Annotated in this window: 14 protein-coding genes and 2 pseudogenes; 9 read left to right on the top strand and 7 right to left on the bottom strand. The window is 43.5% G+C overall.

Annotated features, from left to right (window positions below):
- Positions 1 to 109: 109 nt before the first annotated feature.
- The 9 genes and pseudogenes from BP71_RS37265 to BP71_RS37305 all read left to right on the top strand — a co-directional run.
- A pseudogene (locus BP71_RS37265) lies at positions 110 to 247 on the top strand (phage integrase SAM-like domain-containing protein); the annotation flags it as partial.
- Between the two features lie 54 nt (positions 248 to 301).
- A complete protein-coding gene (locus tag BP71_RS37270) occupies positions 302 to 586 on the top strand; it encodes a hypothetical protein (RefSeq protein WP_496386911.1) in 285 nt (94 codons plus the stop codon).
- A 70-nt stretch (positions 587 to 656) separates the two neighbouring features.
- Positions 657 to 935: pseudogene (locus BP71_RS37275) on the top strand (tyrosine-type recombinase/integrase); the annotation flags it as partial.
- Positions 936 to 1,160: 225 nt separating this feature from the next.
- The gene (locus tag BP71_RS37280) at positions 1,161 to 2,093 is read left to right on the top strand and encodes a helix-turn-helix domain-containing protein (RefSeq protein WP_496386913.1); all 933 of its coding nucleotides are present in this window, start codon (positions 1,161 to 1,163) and stop codon (positions 2,091 to 2,093) included.
- Between the two features lie 124 nt (positions 2,094 to 2,217).
- A complete protein-coding gene (locus BP71_RS37285) occupies positions 2,218 to 2,949 on the top strand; it encodes an SDR family oxidoreductase (protein ID WP_496386915.1) in 732 nt (243 codons plus the stop codon).
- Between the two features lie 93 nt (positions 2,950 to 3,042).
- Complete coding sequence (locus BP71_RS37290; RefSeq protein WP_496386917.1) at positions 3,043 to 3,393, top strand: MmcQ/YjbR family DNA-binding protein; 351 nt, start codon at positions 3,043 to 3,045, stop codon at positions 3,391 to 3,393.
- Between the two features lie 124 nt (positions 3,394 to 3,517).
- A complete protein-coding gene (locus BP71_RS37295; RefSeq protein ID WP_496386919.1) occupies positions 3,518 to 3,982 on the top strand; it encodes a Cif family virulence factor in 465 nt (154 codons plus the stop codon).
- 55 nt (positions 3,983 to 4,037) lie between these two features.
- Entirely contained in the window at positions 4,038 to 4,790 is a 753-nt protein-coding gene (locus BP71_RS37300) for a hypothetical protein (protein WP_496386921.1), read from the top strand.
- 584 nt (positions 4,791 to 5,374) lie between these two features.
- Positions 5,375 to 7,654 carry a tetratricopeptide repeat-containing sensor histidine kinase gene (locus BP71_RS37305; RefSeq protein WP_496386922.1) on the top strand — a complete coding sequence of 760 codons (2,280 nt, stop codon included), beginning with the start codon at positions 5,375 to 5,377 and terminating at the stop codon, positions 7,652 to 7,654.
- A gap of 12 nt (positions 7,655 to 7,666) precedes the next feature.
- On the opposite strand, the gene BP71_RS37310 is transcribed toward BP71_RS37305, so the two are convergent.
- The 7 genes from BP71_RS37310 to BP71_RS37340 form a co-directional block, all read right to left on the bottom strand.
- Positions 7,667 to 9,037, bottom strand: coding sequence for a sigma-54-dependent transcriptional regulator (locus BP71_RS37310; RefSeq protein ID WP_496386924.1), 1,371 nt, complete (start codon positions 9,035 to 9,037; stop codon positions 7,667 to 7,669).
- A 172-nt stretch (positions 9,038 to 9,209) separates the two neighbouring features.
- Positions 9,210 to 10,067 (bottom strand): alpha/beta fold hydrolase, encoded by an 858-nt coding sequence (locus tag BP71_RS37315; protein ID WP_496386926.1) that lies wholly within the window; start codon positions 10,065 to 10,067, stop codon positions 9,210 to 9,212.
- 35 nt (positions 10,068 to 10,102) lie between these two features.
- Positions 10,103 to 10,630, bottom strand: a complete 528-nt coding sequence (locus tag BP71_RS37320; RefSeq protein ID WP_496386928.1) for a hypothetical protein — start codon at positions 10,628 to 10,630, stop codon at positions 10,103 to 10,105.
- Between the two features lie 2 nt (positions 10,631 to 10,632).
- The gene (locus tag BP71_RS37325; RefSeq protein ID WP_496386930.1) at positions 10,633 to 11,247 is read right to left on the bottom strand and encodes a cysteine hydrolase family protein; all 615 of its coding nucleotides are present in this window, start codon (positions 11,245 to 11,247) and stop codon (positions 10,633 to 10,635) included.
- A 21-nt stretch (positions 11,248 to 11,268) separates the two neighbouring features.
- Positions 11,269 to 12,168, bottom strand: a complete 900-nt coding sequence (locus BP71_RS37330; RefSeq protein ID WP_496386932.1) for an alpha/beta hydrolase — start codon at positions 12,166 to 12,168, stop codon at positions 11,269 to 11,271.
- Between the two features lie 327 nt (positions 12,169 to 12,495).
- Positions 12,496 to 12,993, bottom strand: coding sequence for an OsmC family peroxiredoxin (locus tag BP71_RS37335; protein WP_496386934.1), 498 nt, complete (start codon positions 12,991 to 12,993; stop codon positions 12,496 to 12,498).
- A gap of 24 nt (positions 12,994 to 13,017) precedes the next feature.
- Positions 13,018 to 13,947 (bottom strand): SDR family NAD(P)-dependent oxidoreductase, encoded by a 930-nt coding sequence (locus tag BP71_RS37340; RefSeq protein ID WP_496386936.1) that lies wholly within the window; start codon positions 13,945 to 13,947, stop codon positions 13,018 to 13,020.
- Between the last annotated feature and the right edge of the window lie 34 nt (positions 13,948 to 13,981).

Here is a 13,981-nt window from a genome sequence, read left to right on the forward strand (position 1 = left end):
AAGCATTCGACGAGCACATCGAAAAATTTGAATTGATGGTTCAACGTGGAATGCGTTCAGACAACACACTCCGGCACTGGCGAAAACTTAAAAGGCATATCACTCTTTTATTAAGTTTCAGTACAAAAAATCGGACCTTAATTTTTCAGAGCTATCTGGTCTGTTTGCTGAGGAGCTTTACGAATACCTGACGCTTCACAAGCCAAAACCGCTCGCGGAGGTATCTGCCCGCAAGGATCTAAAATGGACCAGCCAGATTGTAAAAATCGGTGTCAAAAAAGATTTCATAACGCGCAACCCGATGGAAGGTTTTAAATGCTCGGGCGGAGATGTTGAAGTAATCCCGTTGGAATTCGAACAGGTGGAAAGAATTCATCGAAAGAAGTTGCATGTTGAAAGGCTGATCGAGGTGCGCTATACATTCATTTTCAATGCTTTACCGGCTTTACCTACCAGGATATCTATGGACTCACACGAGATAGCATTACGCTTGTTGGCCCCAAGAGAGAAAGGTGGCTTGTCCGTAAACGAGGAAAAACACAGGTGGGTGAGATGGTACCGATACTACCTATTGTGGAAGAATTGATTGAGAAGTACAAAGCCCATCCCTATTGCATAGCCCACGATAAGCTAATTCCAGTGAACAGCAATGTCAGGTACAATACCTTTTGAAAGAGCTGGCTGACATCTGTGATATTCGCGACATCACGGGAAGTATCAGGAGGCTTGATACTCATGATGCCAGGCATTTCTTTGCGGATATGATGCTGAATAATGGCGTGCCATTAGAAGACGTCAGCAAGATGCTCGACCATAGGAACATTAGAACAACGATGCGTTATTGCCGGGTAAGGAAATCGCGCATCAGCGAGAATGTCGGGCTAGTAAGGGAGAGGCTATTTACCAAAGCGGGCAAGCTTCGGCAGGCTTCCTAATCGTTAAAAAACCACTTGGCCCGGCAGTAGCAGAGTGATTCTGTCGGCCCGGTCAATGAAAGATTCAAAATCTAAATTCATAACACTTACGGCCATTTTGCATTTCCTTTCGAAAAAATCATTCTGGCGGGGCACCAGCAGGATCACGTTCAACTAAAGGAGAACACATTTTTACCTTTTAAAAAAAAGACGTTTCTTGTCAAGAAAGCACGTAAAAGTCATCACATGAAAGCACTACTGAATCCGGCACAAACAGACACAAGCACGATTTCTGCGTCGGGAAATAGTCAGATAAAACCGCCGGTGCCAGGGGCGAAAAATATAGCAAGTTTTGATATTCTGGATCTGAGTAGCGCAGGTGAGGATAGCCCGTTGTCTTTTGACTACAATAGAAAGACCTTTTATACAGTAACTTTATTACAAGGAAAGTATACGCTTGAATTTGAAGAGAGAAATATTGACGTCTCGGGCAATTCACTAATTTTCACCAGTACTAAAATTCCATTTGGCATACATGCGCCGGAAGGTGCCTATGCAGGAATAAGCTGCCTGTTTAAAGAAGATTTTATCACAAAAAGCAATAGCGGATACAGGCTGCTTGAATTCCCGATCTACAAACCAGGCAGGCAGCACATTTATGCACTGACCGATGAGCAGACGAAACATTTCATTGGAATATATGCCAAAATATTTGATGAGAAACACGCTAAAAGTGATTTCAAAGATAATCTGCAACGCACGTATTTACTTGAACTTATTTTTAATGCACAAAAGCTTGATCCGGTCAGCTCGTATGTAAAAACCAACAACACAACCGAGGAGATAGCCTGCTCATTTATCCGCTTGCTTGAATCACAGTTTCCAATAGAATCTGCCCAGGATATGCTCAGATTAACAACGGCGAAGGATTTTGCGGATGATCTGGCATTACACCCCAACTACTTAAACAGGCAGGTAAAGCTTTCAAAAGGAAGAACTGTCACTGAAATCATAGCGGCACGAATAATCCAGGAAGCGAAGATCTTATTGAAGGTCACGAACTGGAATATTGTGGAGATTGCCACCTCTCTGGGCTTTGAGCAGCCATCCCACTTCAATTTGTTCTTCAAAAAACACGTCAACGTATCACCGACAGATTACCGGAAAACGATAAAATAACCATTTGACTGTGTAACAGCGCCTTATGCGGAAGTTTGAATTTAGTAAGGATTGGTTTTATTTATGCTAACTCGGCCTGAGTGATCCTGTTCATCTTTGCATTGTAATTAAAATAATTTGCAAAATGACGAAAATAGCATTAGTGACAGGAGGTAATAAAGGCATTGGTTTTGAGACAGTTAAACAACTCGCACAACAAAATATTAAAGTCTTACTAGGAGCAAGAAATGAAACCGAGGGGAAAAAAGCAGAAGAAACCTTACGTGCGGAGTCTCTGGACGTAACCTTTATCAGGCTGGATATCAGTGATTCTGCTGATATAGAAGACACCAAAAACTTCATTGAAAACCAGTTTGGCAAACTTGATATCCTGATCAACAATGCAGCGGTATTTTTAGATAATGCCTGGTTTGGCAACAACACCGAAACGGTTCCTCTAAAAACGCTCCGTGACACCTTCGATATCAACTATTTCGGAACAGTGGAGCTGACCCAATCATTGTTACCGGCGATTAGAAAAAGTGACGCAGGACGGATCGTGAATATCAGCAGCCTCTCGGGTTCTTTTGGCGTTCATCTCGACGAAGCACATTGGCTTTACCCATTGAAACCATACGCATACAGCGCTTCTAAAACGGCATTGAACCAGTTTACAGTATTTTTGGCCAATGCCCTCACAGATACTAAGATCAAGGTAAATGCAGTAAGTCCGGGCTGGGTAAAAACATCGATCGGCTCGGATCAGGCACCGCTTACGCCGGAAGACGGAGCTAAAAGTGGTGTGGCATTAGCCCTACTGGATGAAAACGGCCCAACGGGTACTTTCTCTCAGGATGGTGGGACCTTGCCGTGGTAAAACAGTATTGATAGTTAAGACCGCCCGGTATGAAGTTGTATTTTTGAAAGTTCGGCAGTCGCTGAAAGTTAACAGTGTATCATAGTCAACTGTATGAATATAGAAGAGTTCCGGGCGTTTTGTTTGTCATTGCCTGATACCCGTGAAGGTATGCCGTTTGAGGGCTTTTTCAAGAATTCACGGTCAATCCTTGTCTTTTATGTAGGCAAAAAAATGTTCTGTTTTTTCGACCTGGATAAATTCGACTACTGCACTTTGAAATGCGATCCTGAACATATTGATGAGCTCAGAGAACACAATGACATCCAAAAACCTTTCAATCTGAGCCCAAAACACTGGATCAGCGTCGCTCTGAATGGCAGTGTTTCGCAGGAAATGTTAAAAAACCTTGTGAGAAAATCTTACGATCTCGTTGCATTCGGTGCATCGAGGAAAAGGAGTTAAATCGGGTCGGGATTTGGTGAGGACAACTTCAATAGTCCCGAAAAGTGACATTTCTATCATTTTTATTACTCGGCGACCTATTACTTATGGCCTAGCTTTGTACTATCAAACAAATTTTTAACCAATGGAAACAAAAGAAAAAATTGCTGTCTGGCAGTACAAGAATGAAGACGAAAAGCAACTTGCGGAGCATATTATCGGGTTGGAAGAGTCTGCACTTGCAAAGTGGTTTAAAGGCGATACATCAGGCTATGCAAAACTCTGGTCGAAACGAAGTTTTACCTATTTCGATGCTGTGGTAACAGAGCGTTTGGACGAATTTGGAGCAACGGCCGATCTGTTTAACAAGGTAGAAGGTAATCTGTTAGCTAAAAGCTATGAGATCCGTAGCCCACGTGTGCAACTAGGCCTTGACATGGCAGTGTTGACCTATCAGCTCTTTTCGAAGACAAACCTGATAGACATGGAATACAACTGCATAGAGGTCTTTCAGAAAGAAGAAGATGGTGAGTGGCATGTCATTCATTCGACATGGTCAATTCTCCGTCCGATGGAAAAGGATTTTAGTAAGCTCAAAGACATCGTCTAGCAGTCCTAATTCGTTCAGTAGCCCCAACTGTGTAAAGGCTAATCCTAATGCATTTATGAAAACCATTCATAGGTACAATTTCTTTAAGAAAAAATATGGAGAATATTTACTTGCAGACGTTGTTGCGATTTCAGACTTTAAAAAATATATTCAGAAAAACTCGATACACCGGCTGACATATTTTGATATCACATTTATTGCACAGGGCAGTGAATACATAACGATCAATCAAACAAAATTACCTGTCCGTCCAGGTGATGTTATTTGTTCAATTCCGGGGGATGTCTGGATCTGGGAAAAGCAAACGGCCTTGGAAGGATACGCGTTAGTATTCGAAGAAGTCTTTTTCCATTCTTTCTTTAACAACAAGCTCTTTTTAAAAGATCTTAATTTTTTACAAGATGATCGCTTGTCTCCCCTGATACGACCTAAGAAAGAACTATTTTCTCAAATTCTGGAATATTTGGAGAAAATTAGAAATGAAATTCAAAGAGGTAAAAATAGAAGCGAGCATATTATCAGGGCACTTGTCTGTCTTGTTTTAGCAATACTCAACAGTGCAGCGAAATTGCAGGGTGAAATGTATAGCGGTGCTGTATCCGAACAGCAGAATAACAGACACCTTCAGGGGTTTATAAAGTTAGTAGAAGGACATTACATTCAAGTGCACGAAGTTCAGTTCTACGCTGACAGGCCCTGCATAACAACGAATTATCTCAACAAAATAGTGACCGAGCTATTAGGCACTACATCCAAAAAATACATACTCAACAAAGTTATACAGGAAGCGAAAAATTTGCTCAGTTAAATGCCTAATTCAATAAAAATAATAATACATCTTCTTTAGCCCTAACATGCTCATATGGTTTACTAGGAACACCTCCACCTAACGGTAAGTCGTTTCTTTCTCGAATTTGGTGATCAGAATTCCTTTGCATCGCAGCAGGCCATCCCCCCCGGGTAAAAAGTATCTATGCCCCAATACGCTATGCCACCAGTTAAACCAACAATCCCCCCAACAGCCGTAGCCCAAGTGCCTAATCCAGTATTTACTATTGCTTTCCCTGGATGTACTGGGGGGCAATGTTTTGCCCCGCTACGACAGTTACCTAACTATCTCAAGCATGTTTTAAACCAACTATTAAAACATGTAAATCTCCATTGAGGTTTCAACCTCCGGCTATTAACTTCCATGCCCAAAGGCTTTTGCCTATCGTTAACTTTGCTTATCGGCTCAGCGCATGAAGTGACGGAATGAATGAATTCGTCGAATTCCATGGAATCTTAAACCAACGCTAAAAGTTCACATTTAACCAGGACTTAGATTTTACTTCATATTTTCTTATTTTAATGTGGAAAGTTTATCGTTCCAAATCAAAAAACGAAGTTAGCATGACGAAGATGTATCTAATGTTCTGCTTGGTCATCCTCGCAGCATTTTCTTACTCGTTTGGCCAGAAAATTTCATCTCCAAGGAATAAGAAGACTCAGACAGTAGCGATCTCTCAAGACTCCAGTGGGTTTCGGGTTCTTGTGGACAGCGGCTACTATTATCTTTTTAAACCTGGTGAAGAGTCTTCGGATATGCAAACTGCAAAGGCATACTCCTCCAAAGCGCTTGCATTGAGTCGAAGACTGAGCCGACCAGCCTGGGAATCTGACCTACATCTTCTTAATGCGATGATTTTTCGTGAGAACGGAAAATCTGATGAAGCAAAGCTTTGTTTCGAAAAGGCGTTAGGTGGTTTTAAGCGCTACGGCAATCTGGTAGGCGAAGGAAAAGTGTTGATGGAAAAGCGACATTTTTTTGCGTTGACTGGCAAGGAAATGCAGGAGCGGATTTTGCTCGTCAAAAAAGCCGCAACGCTTTTTAGAAAGGCTGGCTCCCACAAAGATGAGGGTGATGCCCGCCGCGAATTAGGTGATCTTTTCCAAATTCAAAGTGAATATGCAAATGCAATCGTCGAATTAAAGAAGTCGCTCACCTTGTACCAGAAAGCCAAGAACCCTGAGCTCCAGGGAGTATATGATTTGATCAGTATCAGCCACACGGCATTGGGCATCCACGACGAAGCACTAAAATATGGCTTGCTCGCTCTGAAAACGGCCAAGGCTGTCGGAGATTCCGGCATCCAACTTTGTACTATTTTTAATCGTCTTTCAATTACTTATCTGGCTCTGGAGGATTACGAGAAAAGCTATGAATACCACCGAAAATCGATGGACGTAGCGGTCAGGCTGAAGGACGAAAATACGATTGCAATGATTTCTATCGGCTCAGCTATGATTCTGTCGCAGGACAAATTTCACAATTACAACCTGGCGATAAAGCACCTAAATTCTGTCCTTCAACAATATCCGTCGATGAGTGTCTATACCAGGCTTCCAATACTTTGTGAGCTGGTTAGATATTATGATGAGCTTAAAAACCACAAGGAGTCGCGCAGGTATTTCGATCAGGTCCTTAAAATTTATCAGTCCAAAAATGACTTGAACGATTGGCTTAAAACTACGTTTTACCGGACAGCCACGCTGCATGGGTTAGCCACAAGGCAACTGGCATTGGCAGAAAAGTACATTTTGATCTATCGCGACTATCTTCAAAAAACAAGTAGAGTTAGCCATCTGGCATCCAATTATTTATGGTCATCCAAGCTCGATTCACTTCGGGGCAACTACCTGTCAGCCCTTGGCCACTACCAACGTCACAAGACTCTCATGGATACTGTGTTCAGTCAACAAAAGCAAAAACAAATTGCAATGCTGAACGTCAGGTTTGATATGGAACGGAAAGATCAAGACTTGAAAGCAAAGGCTCAAAATATTGGGCTGCTTACCAAACGGGCCGTGTTGCAGCAAGAGCTTTTGCAAAAAGCCCAGACAAATAGAAACATTACCGCTGCCTTTTTGGTCCTTAGTGTGCTTTTTCTTACGTTGCTATATAACCGTTACCGTATCAAACAACGTACTAATCTTGCGATCGCAGCGACCAATCAGCAACTTCAGAAAATCGTGAATGAACGAGAATGGCTAATTCGAGAACTACATCATCGAGTTAAAAACAACCTTCAAACCATCATGAGTTTGTTGGAATCGCAATCCGCCTATTTGCAAGACGACGCGCTGGCTGCCGTAAAAGAGAGTCAACACCGGGTTCAGGCAATGTCGTTGATTCACCAGAAATTATACCTGACTGACAATCTAGCAACGATTAACATGCCAAATTATATATGGGATTTGACCGAACATCTACTTCAGAGCTTTCCGAGCCGTAACTGTAAGTTGTCTTTGGACCTGGACGCAATTGATCTAGATGTAGCGAATGCTATTCCGGTAGCTTTAATTCTAAATGAAGCGATTACCAATTCACTTAAATACGCATTTCTGGATGGAAGGAAGGGGGTAATTAGTGTATCAATGAAGAAGCAAAACGGCACTTCATCTATCGTTTTGATTATTGACGATAATGGCGTTGGTATTCCAAAAATGTATATCAGAGGCAAGCAAGGCGCAATGGGGTTAAAACTGATGTATGGCCTTGCCGGTGAGCTTGGAGGTTACCTAAGTATATGCGGCGGTCAAGGCACACAGATCAGATTAGAATTCGATGACAGACCGACATTGAAGCATTCCTCTGATCGTGCGTTAGGGTCCTCAAAAGTTGAGTTATGATACTTCCCAAGATCAAATACCATTTTTAAATACAGTCTTTTTCAAAATGCCAGCTTTCTTGATCCGCAAACGTAGCGTGGATGCGTTCATACCTAATAGTTCGGCAGCGCCCATTTTGCCTGAGATACGCCCTTCACATTTGACTATAGCATCCCAAATCAAATTTAAGGGGATTTCGCCAGGCAACTGTGCGGGGGAAGCCGTTAACTTTTGCACGGTATTATCATGCTTTTCGATCTCAACGCTGGAAATAATTCCGGTTTGGGCTTTTACAACGGCTCTTTCAATGATGTTTTGCAATTCCCTAATATTGCCCGGCCAATCATGACCTAGAAGCTGCTCCATGGCAGCGTTAGAAATCCCCGTTACATTTTTTTCGATTCGCTCGCTGGCCTGTTGTATGAAGTAGTCAATGAGCGCGGCAATATCCTCCTTCCGGTCGCGAAGAGCGGGCAGCGATATTGGGAAGACATTGAGACGATAGTATAAATCGATCCTGAACCTACCGGCTGCTATTTCCTTCTCGAGATTTCGGTTCGTGGCCGCGATTACCCGAACATTTACCTTTACCGTCGAATTACCCCCAACCCGTTCAATTTCTCGTTCTTGTAAAACATGAAGTAATTTGCCTTGCATAATAAGGGGCATTTCTCCAATTTCATCCAGGAAAATTGTCCCGTTTTTAGCCCGTTCGAATTTTCCTAAATTGGTTGAAATCGCTCCGGTAAATGCACCTTTTTCGTGGCCAAATAATTCCGACTCGATCAGTGTTGGAGGAAGTGCTGCACAATTCACCCGTACAAACGGATGTATGTTGCGGGCGGAGTGGTTATGGATCGCCTGGGCGACAAGCTCTTTGCCTGTACCGCTCTCTCCTGTAATGAGTATCGAGGCGTCAGTATCGGAGACTAATCTGATCTGTTCCAATACCTCAGTAATACGAGTACTTGTTCCGACGATTGCCGGCTGCAATTCACCTCTCTTTGATTTTACAGTGGCGGGCCGCTCCGTCCGCTGGTCATGCAAGTAATGGGCTATTTGAAGGGTCACCAGTACGTCTCTCTCGCGGAAAGGTTTGACCAAAAATCCATAGGGCTTGGTTTTTTTCGCTGCGTCCAGGATTTCTTCTGTGGAATTGGCCGAAAGGTAAACAAATGCGATTCCTCTTTCTTTAAGTAGATGCGCAAGGTCGATACCTGTCAATGTTCCTTGCAGATAAATATCCAGCAAGACCAAATCTGGTCTTTGCTCTGACATAATCGTTAAAGCAGCGTGGACGCTATGAGCTATAGGTAAAACCAGGTATCCAGCCTTTTCAAGGATCATGGCAAGGTTACTAGCCTCGATGAATTGGTCTTCGACGATTAGCACGCTTGTTTGCATATCTGACATGTTTCGCAGGCCGTGTCAGCCATTAGCATTGAGGTCCTTGACTAGATAAACGGTTCAACTGGACGTTATTTTCAAAGCTAACATTTTCTTACTTCTTTCGCCAAGCAAATTGCCTAAGGATTCTGATTCAACTAAGTGGCGATTAGTAGGTGACTGCTCCGATCTAACTTTGGGAGTTAATGAAAATGTCGATATAACGCGCCACCATCTCCGGATACTGGTGTTGTACCCCATGACCACTTTGCGCGATGACGATAATCTGCGCGGTTGGAAGTTGGCGGTTTAGCGCGAACCAGTTTTCAGGTGGAAAGCAGATCTCGTGATCCGACGAGATCACTAGAATCGGAATTGACGTCGTTGAAAGTTTTGCCCTGGATTTATAAGGATCAGCAATATAGTCTGCTCCGCATTGCAGGTAATGCTCCCACAATTCCTGCCCTATGGTAACATCCGGATCTTTTTTCCAGAGAGCCATTCTGGCCGAACTCTTTTCAGAAGCGATGATGCTTTTTTCAGAAGTTGGTTCAAAGAACAAAATGGTTTCGTCATGCAGGTCATAAACAGGTTTAAAGGCAGTGTCCAAGAATATTTGTTCAATACCGTATTCTACTTCGCCTGGGGGTTTTGTGCCTATGAGGATGAGATGCGACACAAGACCTTCCAATTCGGTAGCGGCAACTGTCGCGACGAATCCTCCTAGCGACCATCCACCAAGAATAATTTTATCAAGATTCAGCGCTGATGCCAGCTGCTTTACAGCTTCTGCGAACCCAATGGCGGTAGATGCCGGCACGCCAGTAGAAGAACCAAAACCCAGATAGTCGAATGTGATTACTGTGAAGTTCTTGGCGAGTGCTCCGATGAATGCCGGGTCCCAGGAATCTAAATTCCCTCTGAAACGACTGCATAGAATTATGGTCGGTCCCGAGCCGGAGGAGCGATAAGCAATTTTTCCAGCCTCTGTTTCTGCAAAGTGAATTTGAGTAGCCACTTCGACAAGTGGCGCATTAGTTGTGATCATCACGAAATGCGTTTTGTGTGAATAATTTTTGACACCTACCAAAGGTTGCTATTGGCTTTTTGCTCAATATCCTTGGCGAAGGCAGGTGTTTCTTCTTGATTATGCGATCGCGCGTTCGCTGCCATTTCGGTAATTAAGAATGAAAGGTCTGTAATACCTTTTGACTTCAAGAGCTCTTCGAAATGCTTCGTGGAACTTACTATGACCCGGTTGGAAAATTCACAGGTTTCTTCCGTGAGGGCCTGAACCTTCGTTTCCCAGGTTACGCCTAGCTTGCTTTCAGCCAATGGGCTGAACGAATCGGAGACCGAGCTTACACGACAATGATTGCGCTCGCCAATCTCTTGCACATAATGCTGGATCAGCAAATTACCGGCGATCATTTCAACATTAATTGACATGCGTATTCCGTCAGGAGAACTTGTACTTCCGGCCGCGATATGGCCTGTCGAACATGCCCTGTATTCATGCTCTTTCAACGTAAACAGCCATGCGGTCAAGTCAATTTTCTCGCTTTTTGCGTGTATGATGGCCGTTTCGGTCAGGTCTGCGATGATTTCCATAGCTATGAGTTAATATTTTGGACAAATTGTTCTGCTGTCAGTTGTGAATGCCCGTAGGCAGGGAAATTAACTTCCACCGTCGCCCTAACTTCTTCGAAAGTGAATGCTCCAATTCCGTCAATAATCAAGGTCACGTGATAGCCGAGTTCCACCCCATACCGACAAGTGGAATCTACGCATGTATTGGCACGCATTCCGGCGACGATGATGTACTCGATGCTATTTTGTTTAAGGATGAAGTCAAGATCGGTATTGGCAAAGCCGCTAGCCGTCCAATGATTCTGCGCAATCAAATCGCCTTCCTGTGGCAATAGGTCAGGATGAAACTCTCCACCCCAACTACCGTCCTCAAAGAGTGTATATTTCTCACTACCCAGGTGTGAGGGAGATTTGAATTTCCAGTTGAGAAAATCGCCTTTGCGTATTTTGCGATGCGGAGCGTATACGACCAGTATTCCCTTTGAGCGCGCAGCGGACATGATGGAAGCTAGCTTTGAGACGACGCCGATTGTCTCGACAGTTTCTTTACAGAAAGGATACAGCTTACCTCCCTCTGAAAGAAAGTCGTTGTATGGATCAATAATTACAAGTGCCGTATTATCAATTGGGTATTTCATAGTCGAATGAAGGTTTGTAGTTTAATTTTTAGTGACCGTCTGCGGCGTTGTTTGTGATGTAATCCATTCAAGTATGAAATCGGCCTCACTACGCCAGTTCGGTTGGGCCATAGCCAGGTGATTGGTGGCAGGGAATTCGTGATAGTCGATGATTGCCTGCTTCTTAGCGTGTTTTTTGTATCGGTTGTAGATTTTCTTATCCAGCGACGCGGGCATGATATGATCCTCTGTTCCACCGATAAAGAGCAGCGGTGCTAGCTCCTTTTTGAAATCGACTTTTCCAGGTTTCTTCAAGGCTGCCCTCATTAAGACACGAGATTCGGGAACGACTAGTTTATCATAGTATGCCTTTTGCTCGTCTAATTGCATTCCATTGGTGAAAGTGTATTGCCAATGTTTGAAGCTCATCAAATATGGCTTTTTCTTCGATTTGAATATTCCCAATGGTTTCCAAAGTGATTTGATGAACGAGTGTTTGAGCGTAATAACACCCTTGGGCGGCACAGAATGATACGCAACACCGGCATACCCCAAATCCCGCTGCAATAGTTTTTGGACTATCAAGCCACCAAAGGAATGGCCGATTAAAATTGGTTTTTCCGGTAATTTGGATATGAGCTCTGCATGATAGTTGACAACCGTTTCCAGTTCCAGCGCTGCAAGCTCCCTGTCAGGATGTCGTCGCCGTAGCTCGTCTGCCGGCCCTTCTTTGTGCGGCCATGCGGGCGCTAATACGCGGTATCCCTTGCTTTCGTAATACGCTTTCCATTCATCCCAACCCCGATTGCTGACAAAAGCGCCCGTTATGAGTACAATCGTTTTACTTTGCGATTCCTTCTTCGAGGGATTTTCGTGAATCCCTTTTGCCCATGCGTTCAATTGCAGTCCACATAGTAGCAAAATTGTTAGTAAGCCTTTCATTATATTTTATTTTGGTGGTACTGTTTTGTCGGTTGCGAAAGATCATCTTCTGAGATGAAGCTTAGCAGATTTTATCTTCCAGAAAGTAAGTCTATGACCTTGTTGGTACGATATTACCTCGCTTACAAGTACAAACCCGAAAAATTTCTGTTGGTCAATCGGAGATAACAAAGGTAGCTGATGCCGTAGGTGTTGCTCAATGGAAAATTAAAAGTATTAGTTGTCACTTCGGAGCAAATGCACGGCAGAGGGACGCACCGGTTTCAGTATTAAGTGACAGGTATAGCAGATGCTTTTGCGGGTAAGCTTACTTCTAGCAGGAGCTAATTAAATGTCCAGATTTGTGGTGCAGGTTATAGGGATACGGAGCGCCCTACTGACAGGACAACACCTTTCAGTTTCCTGGATACTTTCCAAAAACGATTCCCTGGAAATATCCAGAACTTGTGCCCATACTTCCAGGTGTGAGCTTGAAATTGTGCCATTGGCAAATTCAACTTTCGCTGTGACGCGAAGTGATTTTGCAGAATGCCCTGCTTCGTCAAGAATAAACCCGAGCTTCATAGCAAAGCAACTTGCATGAGCTGCTGCTAGCAGTTCTTCGGGATTGGTTCCAAAAACATCACTAGAAAACCTAGAATCGAATGTGTAAGGTATCTCTTTAAGTAGATTACTCCCAGAGGTAATCTTCCCAGTTCCAGTCTTACCTGGACCAGTCCATGTTGCGGTTGAAAATTTGAACATAGTGTCTTGTCGTTGAATTTGATTCGAATAAAATGGATCTGCGGGCAGGTATGTTTTGTGATGACGAACGATAGCAGTCAATTTTTTAAAATTTCTGTGAGTGGGTTAAGGTGGGTAGATTACAATGAGCCTTGCATGTTCACTTGCTAACTTAGGATTAGCGTAAATCTCGTCATCTTCCACGCCTGCCGCAAGCAAAATGGTATCCGTAAGTTCGCGGGTGGCTTGGTTGATATGACGGATTGATTGGTCTCTTCCTACCGCGCCGATAACAGTCCAAAGACTTCTAAAACCAGTGGGCGTATCAATGATTTCGGTTATGGCATCGGCCACATTTGCTGGCATAAAGTGGCTTCTGAACCGGTGCGAACCAAATATTTCAAGTAATGGCTCATCATGGGACATATCGCGATTGCCATCAATGAGATTTTCACCAATAAGCTGCTCACAATACATTGATGGGCTTTGCCAAATTCCAGGTTGGACGATCACAACATCAATTCCAGACCCTCTTAACTCATAATGGTAGCTCATCGCCAACGCGTCTGCTGCTGCTTTGGTTGCTGCCAATGTGCCATGCATAGGTAACGGGTGCCTCGCGATTGTCCCTGTTATGTTTATGAAAACACCTTCATGACGCTTATACATATACGGTAATATGGTTTTCATGATCCTGTCTGTGCCAATTACATTTACTTGAAACATGTGTTCAGTTTGTGAGACAGCCAGACTTTCATTTAGGCCGGTAAATCCGCAAGAGGCATTATTTATTACTACGTCGATGTTTGAGCTTGTCATAAGGGCCATCTGCTTTACGGCATTTTTGACTGACTGACAGGTCGAAATATCCATATCTAAAACATGCAACTGCACTTCATGTTCTTTCGCCCATTGGGTTAGATAATGCGCTATAATAATGTTTTTCCCTTCTGGTTGATCAATTGCGACGAAAATCCTGTGTCCTTTTGTTGCCAGGCTTTGGGACAGAAGTTTACCCAACCCGCTTGCGCCGCCAGTTATTAAGATATTTTTCATGCAGAGTCTAAGATTTATGCCGAGTAACGTTCTC

The organism is Dyadobacter ginsengisoli DSM 21015 (genome assembly GCF_059568735.1).

Bases quoted from the DNA above. Each gene is read 5' to 3' on its own strand.
- BP71_RS37330 (WP_496386932.1), bottom strand. From the start codon at position 12,168: ATGAAAGGCTTACTAACAATTTTGCTACTATGTGGACTGCAATTGAAC.
- BP71_RS37295 (WP_496386919.1), top strand. From the start codon at position 3,518: ATGGAAACAAAAGAAAAAATTGCTGTCTGGCAGTACAAGAATGAAGAC.
- BP71_RS37315 (WP_496386926.1), bottom strand. From the start codon at position 10,067: ATGATCACAACTAATGCGCCACTTGTCGAAGTGGCTACTCAAATTCAC.
- BP71_RS37320 (WP_496386928.1), bottom strand. From the start codon at position 10,630: ATGGAAATCATCGCAGACCTGACCGAAACGGCCATCATACACGCAAAA.
- BP71_RS37300 (WP_496386921.1), top strand. From the start codon at position 4,038: ATGAAAACCATTCATAGGTACAATTTCTTTAAGAAAAAATATGGAGAA.
- BP71_RS37325 (WP_496386930.1), bottom strand. From the start codon at position 11,247: ATGAAATACCCAATTGATAATACGGCACTTGTAATTATTGATCCATAC.
- BP71_RS37285 (WP_496386915.1), top strand. From the start codon at position 2,218: ATGACGAAAATAGCATTAGTGACAGGAGGTAATAAAGGCATTGGTTTT.
- BP71_RS37310 (WP_496386924.1), bottom strand. From the start codon at position 9,037: ATGCAAACAAGCGTGCTAATCGTCGAAGACCAATTCATCGAGGCTAGT.
- BP71_RS37305 (WP_496386922.1), top strand. From the start codon at position 5,375: ATGACGAAGATGTATCTAATGTTCTGCTTGGTCATCCTCGCAGCATTT.
- BP71_RS37340 (WP_496386936.1), bottom strand. From the start codon at position 13,947: ATGAAAAATATCTTAATAACTGGCGGCGCAAGCGGGTTGGGTAAACTT.
- BP71_RS37270 (WP_496386911.1), top strand. From the start codon at position 302: ATGGAAGGTTTTAAATGCTCGGGCGGAGATGTTGAAGTAATCCCGTTG.
- BP71_RS37280 (WP_496386913.1), top strand. From the start codon at position 1,161: ATGAAAGCACTACTGAATCCGGCACAAACAGACACAAGCACGATTTCT.
- BP71_RS37290 (WP_496386917.1), top strand. From the start codon at position 3,043: ATGAATATAGAAGAGTTCCGGGCGTTTTGTTTGTCATTGCCTGATACC.